Source organism: Brevibacterium sp. LAARM2_SD2, from assembly GCF_057364785.1.
On sequence record NZ_JBNFOM010000001.1, the window covers coordinates 104754 to 125986 of the forward strand.

The 21233-nt window shown below is 69.8% G+C and carries 17 protein-coding genes and 2 pseudogenes; 9 read left to right on the plus strand and 10 right to left on the minus strand.

Going from position 1 to position 21233, the window contains the following annotated elements:
- Nucleotides 1-24 precede the first annotated feature (24 nt).
- The 3 genes from AC2W7K_RS00495 to AC2W7K_RS00505 form a co-directional block, all read right to left on the minus strand.
- Nucleotides 25-1605 (minus strand): succinic semialdehyde dehydrogenase, encoded by a 1581-nt coding sequence (locus tag AC2W7K_RS00495; RefSeq protein ID WP_198500057.1) that lies wholly within the window; start codon nt 1603-1605, stop codon nt 25-27.
- A gap of 77 nt (nt 1606-1682) precedes the next feature.
- Nucleotides 1683-2594 carry an acetoacetate decarboxylase family protein gene (locus AC2W7K_RS00500; protein ID WP_486005651.1) on the minus strand — a complete coding sequence of 304 codons (912 nt, stop codon included), beginning with the start codon at nt 2592-2594 and terminating at the stop codon, nt 1683-1685.
- A gap of 136 nt (nt 2595-2730) precedes the next feature.
- Entirely contained in the window at nt 2731-3306 is a 576-nt protein-coding gene (locus AC2W7K_RS00505) for a TetR/AcrR family transcriptional regulator (RefSeq protein ID WP_232623778.1), read from the minus strand.
- A 101-nt stretch (nt 3307-3407) separates the two neighbouring features.
- Between AC2W7K_RS00505 and AC2W7K_RS00510 the strand changes: the two genes are divergently transcribed.
- Genes AC2W7K_RS00510 through AC2W7K_RS00520 form a run of 3 tightly spaced genes read left to right on the plus strand, consistent with a single transcriptional unit; the run spans nt 3408 to nt 5375 of the window.
- Nucleotides 3408-4136, plus strand: coding sequence for a type 1 glutamine amidotransferase domain-containing protein (locus AC2W7K_RS00510; protein WP_198500055.1), 729 nt, complete (start codon nt 3408-3410; stop codon nt 4134-4136).
- Nucleotides 4133-4912 carry an SDR family NAD(P)-dependent oxidoreductase gene (locus AC2W7K_RS00515; protein ID WP_198500054.1) on the plus strand — a complete coding sequence of 260 codons (780 nt, stop codon included), beginning with the start codon at nt 4133-4135 and terminating at the stop codon, nt 4910-4912. Before AC2W7K_RS00510 ends, AC2W7K_RS00515 begins: the two co-directional genes overlap by 4 nt.
- Before the next feature lie 28 nt (nt 4913-4940).
- On the plus strand, nt 4941-5375 hold the full coding sequence (locus AC2W7K_RS00520; protein WP_486005652.1) for a hypothetical protein: 435 nt from the start codon (nt 4941-4943) through the stop codon (nt 5373-5375).
- 9 nt (nt 5376-5384) lie between these two features.
- Here the strand turns inward: AC2W7K_RS00520 and AC2W7K_RS00525 are convergent, their stop codons facing one another.
- The 7 genes and pseudogenes from AC2W7K_RS00525 to AC2W7K_RS00555 all read right to left on the minus strand — a co-directional run bounded on the left by AC2W7K_RS00525 (nt 5385) and on the right by AC2W7K_RS00555 (nt 12403).
- Nucleotides 5385-6059 carry an HAD family hydrolase gene (locus AC2W7K_RS00525; protein ID WP_198500052.1) on the minus strand — a complete coding sequence of 225 codons (675 nt, stop codon included), beginning with the start codon at nt 6057-6059 and terminating at the stop codon, nt 5385-5387.
- 47 nt (nt 6060-6106) lie between these two features.
- Complete coding sequence (locus AC2W7K_RS00530; protein WP_486005653.1) at nt 6107-6733, minus strand: nucleotidyltransferase family protein; 627 nt, start codon at nt 6731-6733, stop codon at nt 6107-6109.
- A 56-nt stretch (nt 6734-6789) separates the two neighbouring features.
- Nucleotides 6790-9660 carry a molybdopterin-dependent oxidoreductase gene (locus AC2W7K_RS00535; RefSeq protein WP_486005654.1) on the minus strand — a complete coding sequence of 957 codons (2871 nt, stop codon included), beginning with the start codon at nt 9658-9660 and terminating at the stop codon, nt 6790-6792.
- Nucleotides 9657-10598 (minus strand): FAD binding domain-containing protein, encoded by a 942-nt coding sequence (locus tag AC2W7K_RS00540; protein ID WP_211978539.1) that lies wholly within the window; start codon nt 10596-10598, stop codon nt 9657-9659. The genes AC2W7K_RS00535 and AC2W7K_RS00540 overlap by 4 nt, the downstream gene beginning before the upstream one ends.
- A complete protein-coding gene (locus AC2W7K_RS00545) occupies nt 10589-11389 on the minus strand; it encodes an XdhC family protein (protein ID WP_486005655.1) in 801 nt (266 codons plus the stop codon). The genes AC2W7K_RS00540 and AC2W7K_RS00545 overlap by 10 nt, the downstream gene beginning before the upstream one ends.
- Before the next feature lie 367 nt (nt 11390-11756).
- Nucleotides 11757-11990, minus strand: a pseudogene (locus tag AC2W7K_RS00550) (XdhC family protein); the annotation flags it as partial.
- Between the two features lie 209 nt (nt 11991-12199).
- Nucleotides 12200-12403 (minus strand): cold-shock protein, encoded by a 204-nt coding sequence (locus AC2W7K_RS00555; RefSeq protein WP_137825906.1) that lies wholly within the window; start codon nt 12401-12403, stop codon nt 12200-12202.
- A gap of 347 nt (nt 12404-12750) precedes the next feature.
- Between AC2W7K_RS00555 and AC2W7K_RS00560 the strand changes: the two genes are divergently transcribed.
- The 6 genes and pseudogenes from AC2W7K_RS00560 to nrfD all read left to right on the plus strand — a co-directional run bounded on the left by AC2W7K_RS00560 (nt 12751) and on the right by nrfD (nt 20928).
- On the plus strand, nt 12751-13500 hold the full coding sequence (locus AC2W7K_RS00560) for an ABC transporter permease (RefSeq protein WP_198500047.1): 750 nt from the start codon (nt 12751-12753) through the stop codon (nt 13498-13500).
- Nucleotides 13501-13597: 97 nt separating this feature from the next.
- Entirely contained in the window at nt 13598-14008 is a 411-nt protein-coding gene (gene trxA / locus AC2W7K_RS00565) for a thioredoxin (protein ID WP_198500046.1), read from the plus strand.
- Complete coding sequence (locus AC2W7K_RS00570) at nt 14005-14799, plus strand: class I SAM-dependent methyltransferase (RefSeq protein ID WP_232623776.1); 795 nt, start codon at nt 14005-14007, stop codon at nt 14797-14799. The genes trxA and AC2W7K_RS00570 overlap by 4 nt, the downstream gene beginning before the upstream one ends.
- Before the next feature lie 47 nt (nt 14800-14846).
- Nucleotides 14847-18011, plus strand: a pseudogene (gene fdnG / locus AC2W7K_RS00575) (formate dehydrogenase-N subunit alpha); the annotation flags it as partial.
- Nucleotides 18012-18457: 446 nt separating this feature from the next.
- Nucleotides 18458-19555 carry a 4Fe-4S dicluster domain-containing protein gene (locus tag AC2W7K_RS00580; protein ID WP_198500044.1) on the plus strand — a complete coding sequence of 366 codons (1098 nt, stop codon included), beginning with the start codon at nt 18458-18460 and terminating at the stop codon, nt 19553-19555.
- Nucleotides 19552-20928: an NrfD/PsrC family molybdoenzyme membrane anchor subunit gene (nrfD, locus tag AC2W7K_RS00585; RefSeq protein ID WP_211978541.1), complete on the plus strand. Its 1377-nt coding sequence runs from the start codon at nt 19552-19554 to the stop codon at nt 20926-20928. The genes AC2W7K_RS00580 and nrfD overlap by 4 nt, the downstream gene beginning before the upstream one ends.
- The last annotated feature ends 305 nt before the right edge of the window (nt 20929-21233 follow it).

Sequence of the window (21233 nt, forward strand, 5' to 3'; positions counted from 1 at the left end):
CGTCTCTGCGTTCGCTGGTCGGGTTCACTTCACACCCGGTATCCGCTTGAGCACGCGCAGCGCGCCGGTGACGATGCGCGCGTAACGCGCAGGATCGACGTTGTCCGGCACACCGACGGGCAACAGCCGCGAGGCGGCGATCGTCTGCGACTCGGTGTACTTGAGGATGCCGTGCTCCCCGTGCCGCCGGCCGAGGCCGGAGGCCTTCATGCCGCCCATCGGGGCATCCATCGACCCCCACGCCGCGGCGTACGCGTCGTTGACGTTGACGGTGCCGGCCTCGAGCCGGGAGGCGACGCGGACTCCGCGGTCCTCGTCGGAGGTCCACACGCTGAAGTTGAGGCCGTAGTCGCTGTCATTGGCTCTCGCGATCGCCTCCTCCTCGTCGGCGACCCGGTAGAGGCTGACGACCGGACCGAAGGTCTCGTGCGCGTAGACCTCCATCGACTCGTCGACATCGGTGAGGATCGTCGGCTCGTAGAAGTAGGGGCCGAGCTCGGGACGGCGCCGACCGCCGGCGAGCACCGTGGCGCCCTTGTCCCGCGCATCATCGACATGGCGCATCACCGTCTCGAGCTGCTTCTGCGAGACGAGCGAGCCCATGTCCGCGGAGTAGTCGATCCCGGCGGTCAGCGTCATCGCCCGGGCAGCGGCGGCGAACTTCGCAGTGAAGTCGTCCCAGAGGACGTCGGGGACATAGATGCGCTCCATCGAGATGCACAGCTGCCCGGTGTTGGAGAAGCTCGCCCGGATCGCCCCGGACACGGCCTTGTCGACGTCGGCATCGTCGAGGACGAGCAGGGCGTTCTTCCCGCCGAGCTCCATCGACGCATCGATGAGGTTCTCCCCGGCCTGGGCGGCCACCGTCCGTCCCACAGCGGTCGACCCGGTGAACATGAGGAAGTCGGAGTTCTCGATGATCGGCAGACCGAGTTCGGCGCCAGACCCGGTGACGACCTCGACGAGACCGGGCTGCATGCCCGCCCGCTCGAGCATCTCCACGGCCCACAGTGCAGCGAACGGCGTCTGCGCATCCGGCTTCGTGACCACCGCATTGCCGGCGATGATCGCCGGCAGGGCATCGCTGATGCCGAGCGTCAGCGGATAGTTCCACGGCGAGATGATGCCGACGACGCCCTTCGGATGATGGAGCTCCCACACCTTCGTCAGCGCCAGCTGCGCACCCTGACGGCGCTTGGGTCGCAGGTACCTCTCCGCCGTGTGCGCGTAGTAGCGGGCGTTCAACGCGACATCCATGATCTCCTCGAACGCATGCCGGCGGGCCTTGCCGTTCTCCAGCTGGATGAGGTCGAGGACTTCGTCCTGGTGGCGCAGCACGAGGTCGTGGAAGCGCATGAGCACCTCCGCCCGTTCCCGAATCGGACGGGCGGCCCACTCCTTCTGGACGCTGCGGGCCCGTGCGGCCGCGGCGACGACATCGGCCGGGGTGGCGTGCGGAACAGTGCCGAGCACCTCACCGGTCATCGCATTGGTGACGTCCTGCGTGGCGTCGGGGTCGGCGACCCGCACGCGGCGGCTCAGCGCCGCGAGTCGGTCGGCGGTGATCCTCGGAGTGATCCGCGCATCCGCGGTCAATGTGGACACGATGGTCTGCCCTTCTGTGGTCGTGTGTCGGGAATGGAGCGATTGGCTGGGAGTGTAGGTCAGTGACATGAACGTCGTCAGTCGAGCGAGATGACGCGCGGCATGTGGAGAGCCGCCTGACCGTGGGTCATGACATCGAACATCAGGGTCCGCGTCGGACGCAGCGAGCGGATGTCATCGGAGATCCGTCCCTCGCCGAGGCGGGTCTCGACATGGCGCGGGAACAGCGCGGTTCCCGAGACGAGGGCGTTCGTCTGGTTGAACGTCGCATGCCATCCTCCGTCGAAATGCGTATACGACGTCAGGGAGGACACCGCGGTGCCCGACCGGTGCCGCTTCTGCCGGGGAGTCAGGGCCCGGAGTTCGAAATCGGTGCCGCCGGAGTCGTTGAGCACCCGTCCGGTCACGGACTGCGCGGTGATGTCGACATCGATGTCGGTCACCCACTTGGGGAAACCGTAGCCGTCGTGCCCGCGGACCTGGGCGATCTCGGTGTTGACGGGCAGGGAGAGCACATAGGAGTCGAGGTGGTTGTTCTTCAGCGCCGCGAGCAGGTCGATCGCCCCCAGCGGACCGTGGTGGGGCGGTTTGACCGCGATGCCGACGGCCGCCTCGGTGTAGAAGTCGATGTCGGCGACGTCGTAGCGGAACAGCAGCACCGAGGCGAGACCGAAGCCGGGAACGGCTTCGAGCGGATCGAGCGGTGCGGGCAGCCGGTCGCGCAGCGCGCTCATCGGCGCGAGCATCGTCAGGCGCGCGCTCGACATCGCGTAGTAGAAGTTCGGGGTGAACGTGCGCCCGATGCGCGACTCCACCTCGACCTTGGGCTGATTGCGGAAGAAGTCGACGCTGGTCACGCGGGGGTCGCGGGCGACCTCGTCGAGGTCGGGCTGCGTGCGATAGCGGTCGAAGAGACCGCCCGCGGGCACCTGGAGGGTGCGCGAGCCCAAGGTGACTTCGGTGGTCGGGGCGGTGTTCGTCTCGGTCATGTTTCTCACTCCACATCTGATTCCGGACTCTCGAACTGAGAGTAGGCTGACGAAGTTAACAGTGTCAACATGGCGATGCGGGGATTCATTCCCGACCTCCGGGTGTGTTCCCGGTCTCAGCGGCGCTGCGTGGGTCTCAGTCGGTGAGCAGGGCGGCGAAGGCGGCGCGGACGCGGGTGTCGAAGTCGACGTCGTCGTTGGCCCCGAGGGTGCCGTCGATGTGGAGGGTCGCCAGTCCGTGGGCGAGTGCCCAGCCGGCGGTGGCGAGTCCGTGCGGGTCCCGCTGCGGGTGGGTGGCGATCGCGACCTCCTGGATGCGGGCGAAGACGGCCGCGCAGGCGACCCTGACCTCGTCGACGGTGCTGAGCTCCTGGCCGAACATCAGTGCGTAGAGGGCGGGATGCGCCTCGGCGAAGTGGATGTAGGTGAGCGCGAGCTCGACGAGCGGGGTGTCGCCCTCCCCGTGCTCGCCGACGACGGCTTCGAGTGAGGTCTGGAGCTCGGCGAAGCCGTCGGCGGCCATCGCGGCTTCGAGGTCCTGCTTGCTTTCGAAGTGGCGATACGGCGCGGCCTGGGAGACGCCGACCCGGCGGGCCACGGCGCGCAGGGAGAAGGCCTCGCCCGTCTCGAGCATCTCGACGCCGGCGGTGATGAGCGCGTGGCGCAGGTTGCCATGATGATGCCGCGGCTTCTCCGCGGACGCTGTTGACACAGTCGATCCTCCCCCGTACTTTTTCAGTGTGGACACTGTTAACTTTAGCAATCGAAGCGTCCTCCCCACAGCGTCCTCGTCGTTCTAGGAAAGGTCCCCTCATGACATCGGTTCTCTTCGTCATCACCGCCGCCACCGGATGGACGCTTGAGGACGGTACCGTCCATCCCACCGGCTACTGGGCCGAGGAGGTCGCCGAACCCTACCGTCTCTTCTCCGAGGCCGGGTGGGACATCACCGTGGCCACGCCCGGGGGAGTGCCTCCGACGCTCGACGAGCTCAGCCTCGGCATCGCCGGGGGTCGACCGAAGAAGCGCCGGGAGATCCGCGCCTACCTCGACTCGATCAAGGACGCCCTCGACCATCCCGTCGCCCTCGACACCGTCGACGAGGCCGACTACGACGTCGTCTTCTACCCCGGAGGGCACGGCCCGATGGAGGACCTCGCGGTCGATCCGGTCTCCGGCGCACTCCTTAAGCGGCGCCTCGACTCCGGCAGGCCGCTCGCCCTCCTCTGCCATGCGCCGGTCGCCGTGCTCGCGGCGAAGAACGAGGACGGGTCGAACGCCTTCGCCGGACGGACGATGACGGGACTGTCCAACGTCGAGGAACGTCTCAACGCCTTCGCGTGGAAGGCCAAGTGGCTCCTCGAGGACGCCGTCAAGGACGCCGGGATCCACTACGAGAAGGGCGTGGTTCCGCTGCGTCCCCACATCGTCGTCGACGGCAGCCTCTACTCGGGGCAGAATCCCGCGTCCGCCGAGGCGCTCGCCTCCCGGATCATCGCCGACGTCGACGGCCGACGCGCGGCACCGGGGCCGACGGCGTGAGTCGGCACGCACTCGACGTCCGCGGCACCACCGTCCTCATCACCGGCGCGAGCTCGGGCCTCGGGGCGGAGTTCGCCCGACAGTTCGCCGCCCGCGGTGCCGATCTCGTCCTCGTCGCCCGCCGCCGTGACCGGCTCGAGGAGCTCGCCCGAGAGCTCGAGACCGCCCACCGCATCACCGCCCATGTTCTCGTCCATGATCTCGCCGAGGCGGCAGGGGTCGACGGGCTCCTCTCGGATCTCACCACCGGGGGCATCGCGGTCGACTCGCTCGTCAACAACGCCGGGTTCGGCATCGCCGAACCCTTCGCCGACACCGCCCCCGAGCGGATCGATGAGATGCTCGCCGTCAACGTCGTGGCACTGACCCGGCTGACCCGCGCGCTGCTGCCGCAGCTGACCGGGGTGCTCGTCAACATCGCGAGCACCGCGGCCTACCAGCCCACGCCCGGGATGGCCGCGTACGGTGCGACGAAGGCCTACGTCCTCTCCCTCACCGAGGCGATCGCCGAGGAGACGCGGTCGGTTCCGCTGAGGGTGCTGGCGCTCAGCCCCGGTCCGACGAACACGGAGTTCTTCGCCGTGGCCGGCAGCGACTTCGCCGGCACGGGACGCTTCGACACCCCCGAACAGGTCGTCGCGGTCGCCTTCGCCGCACTCGAGCACCGTCAGCCGCGCAGCGTCATCTCGGGGTTCGGCAACAAGGTGCTCGCCGCCGGTGCCGGTCTGCTGCCCCGGAGGATCGCGCTCAAGGCCGCCCGGAAGGCACTGGAGTGAACCTGTTCACCGCAGGTACGGTGGGGACATGACGATCGAGACGACCGAGATCACCGCCTACCTCGATGAGTACGCGCGCTCGCTGAGCGAATTCGACGCCGAGGCGGCGAGCCGTCCGTGGTCGATGCCGGGAATGATCGTCGACGATGCGTTCTCCGGGGTGCTCGAATCGCGGGAGGCGATGGCCGCGGGGCTCGAGCAGTCCTACCCGCTCTACCGGCAGCTCGGGCTCGCCTCGGTCGGGTACGACCTCCTCGGCGAGGATCATCTCACCCCTGACCTCGTCATGGTCCAGGTGCGCTGGGACTTCGTCGACGACGCGGGGGAGCCGCTCACCGACAGTGTCGCGCACTACCTGCTGCGACGCGAGAGCGAAGGGCTGCGGGCGACGGTGTGCGTGCAGACCGACGACCGCGAGAAGCTCCAGGCGCTCGCGACGGCGAAGGGCGTCGACCTTGGATAGCCGGTCGACTCACGTGCTGCTGCGGGCGCCGAGGAGGCCGAGCCGCTCGAGGTCGGCCCGCAGGTCCTGAGCACCGGTGAAGACGATGCCGATGAGCCCGAGGCCGCGCGCCGCCTCGACATTGGCCGCGAGGTCGTCGACGAACACCGTGCGCGCAGGATCGAGGTCGAAGCGGTCGAGGAGGAGGCGGAAGATCGCGGGGTCGGGTTTGATGAGCTTCTCCCGCCCGGAGACGACGATGTCCTCGAGCTCGCTGATCGCCGGTGCCGCGACGGGCGCGAAGTGGACGGTCTCGGCCGACCAGTTCGACAGGCCGAGGAGCCGCACGCCTTCGGCTCCCAGGTCGGCGACGATCTCGGCCATGCCGGGGATCGGACCGGTCAGCGACCGGTCGAACCGCTCGTAGTACGTCGCGACGATCTCCCCGTGGCGGGGATCGGTCGCGCTCGCCCGCTCCACCACCTCGGCGATCGTCGCCCCGTTGTCGGCGGAGACGTTGAGGGCGGCGAAGTCGGCTTCGGCGGCGAAGGCGTCCCATTCGGCCCGGCTCATCCGGTCGGCCAGCGGCCCGGACTGGTCCCATCCGACGAGGACCTGACCGAGGTCGAAGACGACGGTCGTGGGAACGGCGACCCCGGTCCCGCTGTCACCGGCGGGGATCGGGTCGTGGGAAGCTTCGGTCATCGGCGCACCGCCTCGGCGTTGGTGGGTGGATGGTCTGGTCTCCCACGCTACCGGTTCGTCGGCTCCCGTTCCCGCCATGCCCGCAGATCGTCGGGGGTGTCGATGTCGGAGGCGTCCCCGAGGTCCGAGCACTCGACGAGGTCGACGAGGTGGGCGTGCCCCCGCAGCCACGCCCGTCCCGCTTCGTCGCCGCACGCTCGCCGGACGGCGGCCCGCGCATGGTCGAGCGGCAGGAGCACGGGGTGGCCGGGGAACCCCAACCAGGCCGCGCGGGCGATGCGCCCGGGATCGAACGCGCCGATCAGTCGGTCGAGGACCGCCCGACCGATCCCGGGCTGGTCGACGAGCATGACGAGGACCGGGGTCGCCGTGGTGGTCCCCGGCTCCCGACCGATCGCCGCGATCCCGGCCCGCCACGATGCGGACATCCCCACCTCGGCGTCGGGCACGTCGATGACGGCGACGTCCCCGAGCCCCGCCTCGGCGAGGTGGGCTTCGATCTCTCCGCGACCGGGACCGGCGGTGACGACGGGCCTCAGCCCGGCGGCGACGGCCACCTTCACGGCCCGGACGACGAGGACCGAGTCCTCCCACGGCAGCAGCGCCTTCGGGCCGAGCCCGAGCCGGTGCCCGGACCCGGCGGCGAGGATGAGGGCCACACCCCGGCCCGTCATCGCCGACCTCCCGGAACCCGACGTCGTGGGCCTGCGCGCGTGCGGCACGGTCGCGCTCATCGCTGCAGCACCCCCGCCTCGGCGAGTCCCGCATAGATGGCATCCCTCGTCAGAGGGGTCGTCGTGAAGTGGACGCCGGTGGCATGGCGGATCGCGTTGGCGAGTGCGGGAGCGACCGGATTGAACGGGGACTCGCTCATCGACTTCGCCCCCTGCGGTCCGACGGCGTCATGGGTGTCGGCGAAGTGGACCTCGGTGCGGGGGATGTCGGCGAAGTTCGGGGCCTTGTACTGGCGGAGGATGTCGGTGACGGGCCTGCCGGTCTCCTCGTCGACGATGATGCGCTCGTAGAGGGCGGCCCCGATCGCCTGGGCGACCCCGCCCTCGACCTGTCCGCGGCACTGGTGGGGGTTCATCACGACGCCCGCGTCGGCGGCGTGGACGGACTGGAGGATCCGGACCTCACCGGTGCTCATGTTCACCGCGACCCGGAACCCGTGGACGTTGAACGCCACCGACCGCGGCTCCCCGCCCCAGTAGCCCGACCCCGTCGGGGCCTCCCCGGTGGTCGCAAGCGACTCGCGCAGGAGCTCATCGAGGTGGACCGCGCGCCTGCCGCCGGCGGGTCCGACGACCTGGGCGAAGCGGGCATTGAGGTCGGCCGGGACGCGCACGCACGCAAAGTCACCGGCGATCTCGACCTCCTCGGGCCGGGCGCCGAGGTGGGGCGCCGCCAGTGCCTGCAGGCGCGCGATGAGGTCCTTCGTCGCGAGATCGTTGGCCTTCCCGGCGATCGTCGTGCCCGTCGACCCGAAGGCCCCCGTGTCGTGTTCGACGACATCGGAGTCGGACTGCCGGAGCGTGATCCGGTCCGTCGTCGTGCCGAGCAGGGTCGAGGCGAGCTGCGCGTGGACGGTCGAGGTGCCGTTGCCGAACTCCGCGGTGCCCACCCGCAGCTCGTACGTTCCGCCCTCACCGAGGGTGATGTGAGCGTGGGCGATGTGGCCGCGCGGTGGGGCGGTGGCGATCATCGCGATCGCGTGCCCTTCGCCGATGTTCCACTCCTCGCCGAGGTCCTCCCCGTGCCCGGCGGCGACGTGCTCGGCCCAGCGGGTGCGGCCCCGGTCGAGGGCGGAGCTGACGAGGTCGATGCACTGGTCGAGACCGTAGCTGCCGATGAGGAGGTCCTCCTCGGGTTCGTCGTCGGCGCTGAGCATGGGGTCGGCGGGTCCGATGATGTTCTTCCGGCGCATCTCGAGTTCGTCGATGCCGAGCTTGTCGGCCAAGGCGGTGATCGTCGACTCGACGGCGAAGATCATCTGGCTCAGCCCGTAGCCGCGGAACGCTCCCGAGGGCATCGTGTTCGTGTAGAGGACCATCGCGTCGACCTTCTTGTGCGGTGCGTTGTAGACGGCCACCGACTCCCCGACCCCGTGGAAGAGGACGCCGGGACCGTGATTGCCGTAGGCGCCGGTGTTCGACCGGACGTCGACGGCGAGTGCTGTCAGCGTCCCGGTCTCGTCGGCGCCGGCGCGCATCCGCATCCGGAAGGGATGGCGGACGGTGGTGGCGGTGAAGACCTCCTTGCGGGAGAGCTCGAGGCGCACGGGCCGACCGGTGGCCATCGATGCGAGCAGGGCGACGTCCTCGCAGAGCACCTCCTGCTTCCCGCCGAATCCGCCGCCCACGCGCTCGCAGTAGACCCGCACCCGATCCGGGTCGAGGTCGAAGATCTCGCTCAGCGCCCGGCGGACGAGGAACGGCACCTGCGTGCTGCTGCGGACGACGAATCGGCCTTCGTCGTCGGTCCACGCGATCGCCCCGTGGGTCTCGAGCGCCATGTGCGAGAGGCGCTGGGTGCGGTACGTCGCCTCGTGGGTGACCGCCGAGGCGGCGAGTGCGGCCTCGACGTCGCCGATCTCGTGGTGGACCTCGGCGAGGACGTTGTCACCGGGGCGGGCGATGCCCGCGTCCGGTCCGGCGTCGGGGTGGATCGCCGGGGCGTCGGGGGCGTCGGCGAGTTCGACGTCGAAGACCGCCGGCAGGTCCTCGTATTCGATGTCGACGAGGCGGACCCCGCGTTCGGCCGCCCGTTGGGTCTCGGCGACGACGACGGCGACGCGCTGTCCGTAGTACCGGACGACGTCGTCGAAGACGCGGGTGTCCTTGGGGTCGTCCTCGACGATCTCGTGCTGTGCGGTCGAGAACCGTTTGGCCGGGGCATCCTCGTGGGTGAGGACGGCGATGACGCCCGGTTCGGCGAGCGCCCGCGCCGTGTCGATGGCGAGGATCCGCGCGTGCGCCCGGGTCGCGTGGACGAGCGCGCCGTGGAGCAGGGGTGCGGGCAGCTCGTCGGGCTGCATGTCCATCGTGTACCGGACGGTGCCGGTGACGACGCCGGGGCCGGCGAGCGCCCCGGTGTTCGCCCCGATGCCGCGGAATCCGGGGTCGACGTTGCGGTGGCCGGCCACGGCATCCTCGATCGTCCGGTAGCCGGTGCACCGGCACACGTTGCCCTTGAGACTGCGCGGCAGGTCCTTCTTGTCGGCCTCGGTCATCGCGGCGACGGTGCAGATCATTCCCGCGGTGCAGAACCCGCACTGGAAGCCGCCGGCGGCGAGGAAGTTCTCCTGCACCGGGTGCAGGTCCTCCGGGGTGCCGAGTCCCTGGATCGTCGTCACCGACTTCCCGGCGATCCGGTGGGCGGGATAGAGGCACGAGTGGATCGCCTCGTCGTCGACGATGACGGTGCACGCTCCGCAGTCGCCGCCGTCGCAGCCCTTCTTCACCCCGGTCGACCCCTGCTCCCGCAGCCATGTGCGCAGGCACTGGCCGGGTTCGGGTGAGACGGCGACGGTGCGTCCGTCGACGGTGGCCGACGGCCTCTTTGGCGCGGTGGCGGGTGGGGTGTGTGCGGTCGTCGTCATCGCGTGCTCCTCGTCATCGTGATGTCTCCGGTCGTGCGCGCGGCGAAGCGCGGGTGCGGTTCGGCAGGGTCGAGCAGTTCGGTGAGGATCTCCGCGCCGAGGCGGTGCGTCATCGCCTCCCGCCACTGCGGGGTGCCGTGGATGTCGTCGTGCCAGACCCCGGCGACCGCCTCGTCGATCGCCGCTTGCAGTCCCTCATGCGTCGCCGCATGCGCGGCGTCCGGGCCGAGGTCGATGATGTGCGGGCGACGGGTCGACCCGGTGATCGCCAAGCGCAGGGCTCCCGCGCCGAGGCGGCGGCCGATGATCAGTGCCGCGGTGCGTCCGCGTTCGGTCAGGGAGATGCGGCGGAACGCGCACGGCTGCGTGAGCGCCGCGATCGGGATGTGGAAGCTGCGGATGAGCTCCCCGGGCTCGAGCGTCGTCTGCGCCTCCCCGACGACGAGTTCGGCCACGGGCAGGGCCCGCAGCGACCCGCGCGGACCCCACAGGAGGGCGACGGCGTCGAGGCCGGAGAGGAGGGAGATCATCGGGCCGGCGGGCAGTCCCGTGGCGACGTTGCCGCCGATCGTCGAGGCGTTCCAGATCTTCCACGATGCGACGAAGGAGTCGCACGCCGGGGCGAAGAGATCGAGGCCGGGCAGCGCCCGATCGCCGTGGCCGGGCACGCGCGGACCGCTCGTGCGGAACTCGAAGATGTCCTTGATCAGGCAGGTCGCGGCGATCTCGAGCTCGACGGGCTCACCGGCGGCGTCGCAGCGCCACAGCGTCGGCGTCCAGCCGGACTCGGTGATGTCGAGCAGGCGCCGCGGCGGGCCCTGGGTGATGTCGGTGCCGTAGGAGAAGAGCACGGTGCCCCCGGCCAGCCAGCTGTCACCGGGCTGCCACCGTTCGGGATCGGCGCAGGTGAGCACCTCGTCGACGCAGCTCATATCCATGAGATCATCGCCTCCCCTCGGGTGAGCGCAGTGCCGAGGCGGTGCAGGGGATGCGGGGGTGCCGCGGGTTCCTCCCGTGGGGGTGTCGTGGGGTCGGGGCCGGGTGCTGGTGGGCCGGCGCTGGGTGCCCCGTGGTCGGAGTTGGGTGCAGCACTGTCGCTGCCGCGGGACCCGTGGATCGGTCCGCTCGTGTGGCGCAGTTCGGGGATGCCCGCCGAGGTGGCCCGGCCCGTCGTCACGGCGATGAGTTCGGCGAGGACGGCGACGGCGACCTCCTGCGGGGTGCGGGCGCCGATGTCGAGGCCGATCGGGGAGTGGAGCGCGTCGAACGCGGTCTGCGGCAGGCCCCCGTGGACGAGTTCCTGCGCTCGCCTCTCGTGGGTCGTCCGCGACCCCATCGCCCCGACGTAGGCGAGATCCATCCGCAGGGCGCGGTCGAGGACCGGCAGGTCGAAGCGCGGGTCGTGGGTGAGCACGATGACCGCGGTGCGCGAGTCGACGCGGCCGGCCGCGCACTCGCGGGCGAAGTGCTCGCCGGGACGGTCGACGACGACCTCGTGCGCGCCGGGGTGGCGGGCCCGGGTCGCGAAGACGGGACGGGCGTCGCAGACCGTGACGTGGAGGCCGAGGAAGGAGGCGGCCTGGGCGATCGCGGTCGAGAAGTCGTTGGCGCCGTAGATGAGGACGCGGGCGCGGGGGCGGCGGGATTCGACGAAGAGCCGGCGCACGGTCGGGCAGTCGGGTCGGGTCTCGTCGCGGACCGCGACGATCCCGCAGCCGCCGCGGCGCACGATCTCCGCGACGGGGGCAGCGGCGGTGCCGACCGCCTCGGGCGAAGGCCTGGGGCGAGGGAGCGCCGGGGCCGAGCGTCACGGGTGGCAGCGGCGCGCGGACCGCCCGCGGCTCGGGTGCGACGAGTTCGCCGCCGCGCATCGCGACGTCGAGGGGGATCTCGCGGATGAGGGCACCGGCGTCGTCGCGGTCGGAGTCGATGAGACTGGTGACCGCCTCGGCGAGGGAGGTGAGCGGTTCGATGAGGACGCTGATGTCGCCGCCGCACATGAGGCCGACGGAGAGTCCGGACTCGTCGCTGAAGCCGAACTCGCAGACCAGCGACCGCTGGCCGGTGATCGCGGTGAGGGCGGCGTCGACGATCGCCGATTCGACGCAGCCGCCGGAGATCGATCCGATGGTCAGGGTGTCGTCGCGGACGGCCATCGACGTGCCGATGGGGCGGGGGACGGACCCGGAGACGGCGATGACGGTGGCAACGGCCCACCGGTCGGGAGATTCCACGGTCGACGAATAGGCGTTGAGGCGATCCAACACGGGGCTACCAGTCCTTTCTGCAGCGCCCGGTAGATAGCCCAAGTTCGACCTTGAACTCGCCATAGGCAAGTACGAAGAATCTTAGATCACAGTTTTTCCGCCTGGCAATAGGATGTTTCCACTTTGTGAGAAGCGCGGCGGCTCACGTACCCGGATGAATGCGAAGCGGCCGGTGACAGTGGTCATCACTGTCACCGGCCGCTGCCGATCAGTTCACCGCCGTCGACGCCAGTGCGGCGTCAGTCGCGGTGAGAAGTCTCTGGGCTCTGAGCTCAGAGGGGGCGAACGCTCGTGGCCTGGAGGCCCTTCTGTCCCATCTCGGACTCGAATTCGACGTTCTGGCCCTCGGTGAGCTCGCGGTAACCGGTCGATTCGATGGCGGAGAAGTGCGTGAACACATCGGCCGAACCGTCGTCAGGCTGGATGAATCCGTAGCCCTTTTCCGCGTTGAACCATTTCACGGTACCTGTGGTCATATTCCTTGTTTCCTTATTCAGCTGCGACCGCCGGAGCGGTCTTGATGGTCGGATCCGACGTGGATCCGGCTTGTCACACACAGTCGGCCGCTCTGCGAACGGCGGGGGCCGATCGCTCGGTGGCCCAAAGGTGTGATCTTCCCGTCGGAGCACAGGCGAGTGCGCTGCGGAACCGACGAAAACCTGGGGGACGCGTCGACACAGGACGCGAACGAAATGAAGAGGGAGGGAGTTGAAGCGATGGTGCCAGTCTATCAGAGATTCGTCCCGGTCCGGCGTCGAATCGGATGCAATGATCCCTGCCCGAATTCGGCCGTGGGGTCTCGCCTCAGCCCTACACTGAGACGGTGACGCTCCCCGAGGTTCTCCCCTTCCTGGCCGGCATCGCCGTTCTCGTCGTCCTCACGGTCACGATCCTCCGCATCGCCGAGGTGGGGCTCGGCTGGCTGCCCGTCGTCGCGATCGTGCGCGCCGTCGTCCAGCTCGCCCTCGTCGCCCTCCTCCTCTCCGGTGCGCTCACCGCGTGGTGGGCGGTCGCGGCGTTCATCGGCCTCATGCTCACGACCGCCTCGCTGACCTCGCTGCGCCGGGCCCGCGAAGTTCCGCGCGGGCCGCTCGGAGCCGTCGTCGGCGTCGTCGTCGGCACCCTCGTCACGCTCGGACTCGTCCTCGCCCTCGGTCTCGTCGATCTCCAGTTCGAGCGGGTCATCGCGATCGCCGGCATCGTCTCCGGCAATGCGATGACGGCGGCCACGCTCGCGATGCGCCGCTACGACGGCGAACTGCGCGGCGGCTGGGGTGAGGTCGAAGCGTGGCTGGCCGTGGGAGCGCATCCGCGCCGGGCGACGAAGCGCCTGCGGCAGATCGCGGTCCGCGAGGCCCTCCTGCCCAACCTCGACCAGACGAAGAACACCGGCCTCGTCACCCTGCCCGGCGCCTTCGTCGGCGCGCTCTTCGGCGGCGCCTCCCCGCTCGAGGCCGCCCAGTTCCAGATCGTCGTCCTCGCCTCCCTCATGCTCGCCGGCGCGCTCACCGCCGTCCTCGCCACGCAGATCGCCTCGGGCACGGCCCTCAGACCCGTCGACCCCGCCGGATAGGCGGCAGCGCTGCGCCGCGGAGGACCCTGGGTCCCGCTGCGCGGGACGACAGGGAAACATGCAGGCAAAGTGGAGGAATCGTCGTTAGACTGCCCGAATGTCTACGATCGAGATCACCCAGGACAACTTCGAGCAGACCATCACCGACAACTCCGTCGTCCTGCTGGACTTCTGGGCAGAATGGTGCGGCCCGTGCCGCCAGTTCGCCCCGGTCTTCGAGCAGGCCTCGACCCAGTATCCCGACATCGCCTTCGGCAAGATCGACACCGAGGACCAGCAGCAGCTCGCCGGCCTCTTCAACGTCACCTCGATTCCCACCCTCGTCGCGTTCCGCGACGGCATCGTCGTCTTCGCTCAGCCCGGTGCGCTCGCCGCCCCGCAGCTCGAGCAGGTCATCACCGCCGTCAACGACCTCGACATGGACGAGGTCCGCGCCGAGATCGCCAAGCGCGAAGCCGGCGACGGTGCCGACTCCACCGCCGAGGGCGCGCCCGGTCAGGGACAGTGACCGAGCACCACAGCCGCACCGACCGGCCCGGGCCAGATGCCCGGGCCGCGTCCGTGTCCGCCCCCGACACGGCACCCGAGTCCGGGCATGCACCTGAGACCGGGCAGGCATCCGAGTCCGGTCAGGTGCCCGGTTCCGTCGAGGAGTGGGAGAACCGCTACTCCGGCGCCGAGGCGGTCTGGTCGGGCCGTCCCAACGTCGCCCTCGTCGACGTCGTCACCGACCTCGACCTCACCCCAGGTCGCAGTCTCGACGTCGGCTCCGGTGAGGGCGCCGACGCCATCTGGCTCGCCGGTCGAGGCTGGCAGGCCGCCGGCATCGACCTCTCCCCGACCGCGATCACCCGCTCCCGGGTCGCCGCGGAGACGGCAGGAGCGGACGCGGACTTCGCCGTCGCCAACCTCGTCGACTGGGCCGCCGCAGACGACCACCGCGGCGCCTACGACCTCGTCACCGGGTGCTTCCTCCACACCCGCCTGCCCGACACCCGTGCGGACCTCATGCGCCACCTCGGCGAGCTGGTCAGTCCCGGCGAGACGCTCATCCTCATCTCCCACGCCACGGTTCCGCCCTGGGCAGCCCGCGAGGATTCAGAGCATGGGGAAGCAGGGCACGAGCACGGGCTCGACGGCGACTTCAGCACTCCCGAGGAGGACTTCACACTGCTGACCGCCGGCGGAAGTCGACCATGGGAGTGTGTTCTCGCCGAGACGCGGAATCGGCCTGTGACCGGGCCTGATGGCACGGAAACCGAGCTCGACGACGGCATTCTCGTGGCAAGGAAAGTTTAGGCATTCTTCACTACACGCCGTAGAGAGTGCGGGGGTATGATGACGCCATGGCACGGTTCAGCTTTCTCGAGTGGCCGGTGCTGCGGCAGTTCCGTTCGTCCGATCCGACCGGACGCGGCGAGTCCGTGGTGTCAGAGCACACGCGCAACATGGTCCCGCGGACGACGACGTCCGACAAGGTCGTCCAGTCCGTCTGCCCGTACTGCGCCGTCGGCTGCGGACAGCGGATCTTCGTCAAGGACGACAAGGTCGTCGGCATCGAGGGAGACCCCGACTCGCCGATCTCACGCGGGCGCCTCTGCCCGAAGGGCGCGGCGAGCGAACAGCTCGTCAACAACCCCTCCCGGCAGACCGAGGTCCTCTACCGCGCCCCGAAGGCCAAGGACTGGCAGAAGCTCGACCTGAACACGGCGATCGACATGGTCGCCGACCGGTTCCTCGAAGCCCGCCGCAACCACTGGGAGGACTTCGACGACCAAGGCCACCCCCTGCGGCGCACGATGGGCATCGCCAGCCTCGGCGGGGCGACCATCGACAACGAGGAGAACTACTTCGCGAAGAAGCTCTTCACCGCCGCCGGCGCGATACAGATCGAGAACCAGGCCCGCATATGACACTCCGCCACGGTTCCCAGTCTGGGAACCTCGTTCGGGCGCGGCGGCGCCACACAACCCGTCCAGGACATGGCGAATGCCGACTGCATCGTCATCCAGGGGTCGAACATGGCCGAATGCCACCCGGTGGGCTTCCAATGGGTGACTGAGGCCAAGGCCCGCGGTGCCCGGATCATCCACGTCGATCCGCGGTTCACCCGGACCACGGCGGTGGCCGACAAGCACGTCCCGATCCGGGCGGGCTCGGACATCGTCCTCCTCGGCGCGCTCATCAACCGGGTGCTGACCGACGGCCTCTACTTCGAGGAGTACGTCCGGTCGTACACGAACGCGACGAACCTCATCAGCGACAACTACCTCGACCCCGAGGACCTCGACGGACTGTTCTCCGGCTACGATCCGGCGACGAACTCGTATGACAACTCGACGTGGTCGTACCAGACCGATGAGGCCGGCGTCGCCCTGCGCGACCCCAACCTCACCGACCCGCGCAGCGTCTTCCAGATACTCAAGCGCCACTACTCGCGCTACACCGCGGAGATGGTCGCCGAATCGTGCGGGATCTCGGAGTCGGACTTCGAATACCTCCTCGAATCGATCACGACGAACTCCGGTCGCGAACGGACCACGTGCTTCGCCTACGCGGTCGGGTGGACGCAGCACAGCCTCGGCGCGCAATTCATCCGCACCGCCTCGATCCTCCAGCTCCTGCTCGGCAACATGGGTCGCCCCGGCGGCGGCATCATGGCGCTGCGCGGACACGCGACGATCCAGGGATCGACGGACATCCCGACGCTGTTCAACCTCCTGCCCGGGTACCTGCCGATGCCGAGCGCCGGCGTCCACGACACGTTCGACGACTACGTCGCCGCCGTCGGCACGCCCGAGACCCACAAGGGCTACTGGGCCAACGGCCGCAGCTACGCGACGAACCTGCTCAAGGCCTGGTGGGGTGACGCGGCGACGCGGGAGAACGACTTCGCGTTCGACTACCTGCCGCGGATCAACGGCGCCCACGGCACCTACCAGACGCAGGTGCGGATGCTCAACGACGGCGTCGACGGGTACTTCCTCCTCGGCCAGAACCCGGCCGTGGGGTCGGCGAACGGGCGCATGCAGCGGATGGCGATGAGCCACCTCAAATGGCTCGTCGTCCGCGACTTCAGCCTCATCGAATCCGCCACCTGGTGGAAGGACGGCCCGGAGATCGAGACCGGTGAGCTGCGCACCGAGGACATCGACACCGAGGTCTTCTTCATGCCCGCGGCCAACCACACGGAGAAGGCGGGCACGTTCACCCAGACGCAGCGCCTCGTCCAGTGGCGGCACAAGGCGGTCAACCCGCCGGGTGAGGCGCAGAGCGAACTCGAGTTCTTCTACGAGCTCGGCAAGCGCATCCGCGCGAAGCTCGCCGACTCCGACGATCCGCGCGATCGCCCGCTCCTCGACCTGACGTGGGACTACCCGCTCGACGAGGACGGCGAGGTCGATCCCGAAGCGGTCCTCGCCGAAGTCAACGGCTACTACGTCGGCGGGGAGAAGGACGGGCAGCCGCTCGACGTCTACACCCAGATGCGCGATGACGGCACGACCGCCGGCGGCTGCTGGATCTACACCGGCATCTACTCCGGCGGCGTCAACATGGCCGCCCGGCGCAAACCGCGCACCGAGCAGGACGAGATCGCCTCCGAATGGGCATGGGCGTGGCCGGCGAACCGCCGGATCCTCTACAACCGCGCCTCGGCCGACCCCGAGGGCAAGCCGTGGTCGGAGCGGAAGAAGCTCGTGTGGTGGGACACGGACAAGGCCCGCTGGGTCGGCGCCGACGAACCCGACTTCCCCGTCGAGCTCAACCCCGAAGCACACTCCGATGTGCCCTTCGGCGGTCCGAGCCAACTCGACGGCGACGACCCGTTCATCATGCAGGCCGACGGCAAGGGCTGGCTCTTCGCCCCCGGCGGCATGGTCGACGGACCCCTGCCCACGCACTACGAACCGCAGGAATCGACGATCGGCAACCCGCTCTACACGCAGCAGAACAATCCGCTGCGCAAGATCATGCGCCGGGAGGACAACCTGTCGGCCCCGGGTGCCGGGTTCCCCGGTTCCGAGGTCTACCCGTACGTGTTCACGACCTACCGGCTCACCGAGCACCACACGGCCGGCGGCATGTCCCGCTGGCTGTCCTACCTCTCGGAGCTCCAACCCGAGATGTTCTGCGAGGTCTCACCGGAGCTCGCCGAAGAGGTCGGACTCGAACCCTACGGCTGGGCGACCCTCGTCTCCCCCCGGGCGGCGATCGAGGCCCGCGTCCTCATCACCGAGCGGATGACGCCTTTGAAGATCGGCGGCAAGTGGGTCCACCAGATCGGCCTGCCCTACCACTGGGGCGTCGGCGGCAAGGGCGCGTGGGTCGACGGCGATTCGGCCAACGACCTCCTCGGCGTGACGATGGACCCCAACGTCTTCATCCAGAACGGCAAGTACGTCGCCGGCACCGCCCTGCCGGGCAGGCGGCCGCGCGGGCCCGAGCTCGTCGACTTCGTCGAGAAGTACCAGCGCGAGGCCGGTCTCACCCCCGAGTCGGGCAACGAACTCGTCACGGTCCCGCCCGAGGTCGTCGACCGCGCCGCCGAGGCGAGCTCCCCGGCGCACACGGGCGGGCACAACGAGCGCGGAGGCGACTCCGCGGTCGGTGTCACCCCCGGTCGCACGTACGGAGCCGACGAATCCCAGGACTCCGGAACCGCCTCGGCGAAGGGCTACAGCGCACCCACGGATTCCGGGGACTCCGCAGGCAGCGGAGCCGGCGACAGCGGCGCGCCCGAGGATGCCGGCGATCGCGAGTCCGGCGGCGAGCAGCCGGACAAGCGGGTCGACGCGAACTACGCCGTCGACGGGGACCCGACCGACGGCGACCCGCACTTCGGCTACGACGCCGACGGCAAGCCGTACCAGCCGGTCGATCCCGAACAGCCCGCGAACGCGTGGGAGTACGAGAAGAACGCGCGCAGGAGAGCAGAAGAGGAAGAGGAGGAGAACTGATGTCGGCACCGACGCTGGATTCCGGCACCGTCGCGGACGGCCATTGGCATGACACGACGCAGAATCGCAAGGGATTCTTCACCGATACCTCGATCTGCATCGGCTGCAAGGCCTGCGAGGTCGCGTGCAAGGAGTGGAACCACAACCCGCAGGACGGGAACTTCGAGATCCTCGGGATGTCGTATGACAACACCGGTGAGCTCGGCGCGAACACGTGGCGCCACGTCGCGTTCGTCGAACAGGGCAAGGAGCAGATCGAAGCGGCCAGGGAGTCCGGGCGCAAGCTCGTCAACCTCGGCATGCCCTCGATCCGGCCGCGCACCGACGAGACCGCGGGTCCGCAGCCGGTGGGCGGCGGACTGCCGTCGTCACCGCAGCTCGACGTCGACCTCCTCGCCCCCGGCGCGCTCGACCCCGTCGACTTCGACGGTGTCGACACGACCCCGCCGGACACCGCGGACTTCCGCTGGCTGATGTCCTCCGACGTGTGCAAGCACTGCACGCACGCCGGCTGCCTCGACGTGTGCCCGACCGGTGCGCTCTTCCGCACCGAGTTCGACACCGTCGTCGTCCAGGCCGATGTCTGCAACGGCTGCGGCACGTGCGTGGCCGGCTGCCCGTTCGGCGTCATCGAACGCCGTGACGACGGCACGATCCGACCGCCCACGGATCGCGGCGGAGAGGAGTACCCGCTCGACACCGCGGACATCCCGAACATGCACACGGCGAACAAGTGCACGCTCTGCTACGACCGCCTCGTCGAGGGCCAGACCCCGGCCTGCGCGCAGACGTGCCCGACGACGTCGATCAAGTTCGGCGACCGCGAGGACATGGTCGCCCAGGCCCATGAGCGGGTCGCCGATCTCCACGCGAAGGGACTCACCGAGGCGCGCCTCTACGGGGCGAACCCGAACGACGGGGTCGGCGGCACCGGCTCGGTCTTCCTCCTCCTCGACGAACCCGAGGTCTACGGCCTGCCGCCGGATCCCCGGGTCGCGACGAAGGACCTGCCCGCGATGTTCGCCACCGCCGGCATCGCCGCCCTCGGCATGATCGCCGCGGCCGGCCTGTCCTTCCTCGGGAGCAAGCGTTCATGAGCTCATCCGTTTACGATTCGTACCGTCCCCCCGAGCCAGAAGGCGGGCGGAAGAAGCGTCGCCGAGGCGGTCGCGGGGGATCCGGGTCCGGCTCCGGTGGCTCCGGAGGTCGGGGCTCCGGTGGCTCCGGCGGGGGCTGGCAGAACCGCGGTGCCGACGGCGGACGCGAGATGCCGATGGTCGAGGACGTCGAGTTCACCTCGTACTACGGTCGCCCGATCGTCAAGCCGCCGCCATGGGGTCATGAGATCTCGCTCTACCTCTTCCTCGGCGGGCTCGCCGGCGGGTCGACGCTGCTCGGCCTCGGCGCTCAGCTGAGCGACCGGCCCGGCATGCGCACGGCCACCCGTCTCACCGCGATCGGCGCGACGGCCCTCGGCGGCGCGGCGCTCGTCAAGGACCTCGGTCGCCCCGAGCGCTTCATCAACATGATGCGCGTGGTCAAGGTGTCCTCCCCGATGAGCCTCGGCACGTGGATCCTCTCGGGCTTCGGCGTCGGTGCCGGCGTCACCTCGGTCATCGAGGTCGACCGGCTGACGAAGGAGATCCTGCCGCTGGGACCGCTGCGCAAGGTCCTCCACGCACTCGAGCTGCCCGCGGCCCTCGAGTCCGCTCTCTTCGCGACTCCGCTGGCCGCGTACACGGCGGTCCTCCTCGGCGACACGGCGGTGCCGACGTGGAATGCCGCGGGCCGCAACGGGCTGCCGTTCGTCTTCGTGTCCTCGGCGTCGCTGGCCGCCGGCGGTGCCGCGATGGCGCTCTCACCCGTGCGCGAAGCCGAACCGGCGCGTCTGCTCGCGCTCATGGGCTCGGCCGGCGACCTCTATGCGATGTCGCGGATGAAGAAGGGCATGCACCCCGTCGAGGTCGAGCCGATGGAGGAGGGCGAACCCGGCCACAAGCTCCACCGTGCCGAGAAGCTCCTCATCGCCGGAGCGATCGGCGCGGCCGTCGTCGAGGTGGGGGCGCGGATCTTCGCGAAGAAGCTCGGCTCCCGCACCGGCGACAAGGCGCTGCGCGGGGTCAAGGGCGTCGCGAAGACGGCGGCCACCGGCGTCGCCGGTCTCACGGCATCGGGTGCCGCGCAGGCCGTGGCCAAGGGCGTCGCCGGACGTGCGGTCGCCTCCGGCGCTGCCACCGTCGCGGCGAACAAGGCGGGACGCAGCTGGAAGACCCGCGCGCTGCTGCGGACATTGTCCGTGGTCAGCGGCACGGCACTGGCGGCAGCCTCGGCGTACACCCGCTTCGGGATGCTCGAAGCCGGCATCGATTCGACGAAGGACCCGCGCTACGTCATCGAACCGCAGCGCGCCCGCCTCGAGGAGCGCCGCGCCCAGGGCATCACCGACGACTCGATCACCACCGGCTGGTAGCCGGCCGCGGGGCGGTGCGCCGCCCCGCAGGGTGTCGGTGCGTGCAGCCGACTTGAAGGTCTCCAGGCCGCGTGCCCGGTGTCTGCGTCAACTTTCTGTCCTGCTCAGGTGCGCCGCATCCGAGACCGCTGGGCGCGCCGTCCCTTGCCGCGAACACTACCCGCAGCCGCAGCTGCTACGCGGAGGGCGACACCCACCTCGGCGCGCGATTTCCTCCACGCGGCTGCGTACGCACAACCCTCGGCTCCACACACCACCCGTGCACGCGGTGTGTGTGAAGCTCCGCGTGCGGGGTTGCCGTCGGG

What these genes read in the sequence shown, in the direction of transcription:
- AC2W7K_RS00500 (WP_486005651.1), bottom strand. Translation starts at nt 2,594, where the DNA reads ATGACCGAGACGAACACCGCCCCGACCACCGAAGTCACCTTGGGCTCG.
- AC2W7K_RS00510 (WP_198500055.1), top strand. Translation starts at nt 3,408, where the DNA reads ATGACATCGGTTCTCTTCGTCATCACCGCCGCCACCGGATGGACGCTT.
- AC2W7K_RS00520 (WP_486005652.1), top strand. Translation starts at nt 4,941, where the DNA reads ATGACGATCGAGACGACCGAGATCACCGCCTACCTCGATGAGTACGCG.
- AC2W7K_RS00525 (WP_198500052.1), bottom strand. Translation starts at nt 6,059, where the DNA reads ATGACCGAAGCTTCCCACGACCCGATCCCCGCCGGTGACAGCGGGACC.
- AC2W7K_RS00530 (WP_486005653.1), bottom strand. Translation starts at nt 6,733, where the DNA reads ATGACGGGCCGGGGTGTGGCCCTCATCCTCGCCGCCGGGTCCGGGCAC.
- AC2W7K_RS00535 (WP_486005654.1), bottom strand. Translation starts at nt 9,660, where the DNA reads ATGACGACGACCGCACACACCCCACCCGCCACCGCGCCAAAGAGGCCG.
- AC2W7K_RS00540 (WP_211978539.1), bottom strand. Translation starts at nt 10,598, where the DNA reads ATGGATATGAGCTGCGTCGACGAGGTGCTCACCTGCGCCGATCCCGAA.
- AC2W7K_RS00555 (WP_137825906.1), bottom strand. Translation starts at nt 12,403, where the DNA reads ATGACCACAGGTACCGTGAAATGGTTCAACGCGGAAAAGGGCTACGGA.
- trxA (WP_198500046.1), top strand. Translation starts at nt 13,598, where the DNA reads ATGTCTACGATCGAGATCACCCAGGACAACTTCGAGCAGACCATCACC.
- AC2W7K_RS00580 (WP_198500044.1), top strand. Translation starts at nt 18,458, where the DNA reads ATGTCGGCACCGACGCTGGATTCCGGCACCGTCGCGGACGGCCATTGG.
- nrfD (WP_211978541.1), top strand. Translation starts at nt 19,552, where the DNA reads ATGAGCTCATCCGTTTACGATTCGTACCGTCCCCCCGAGCCAGAAGGC.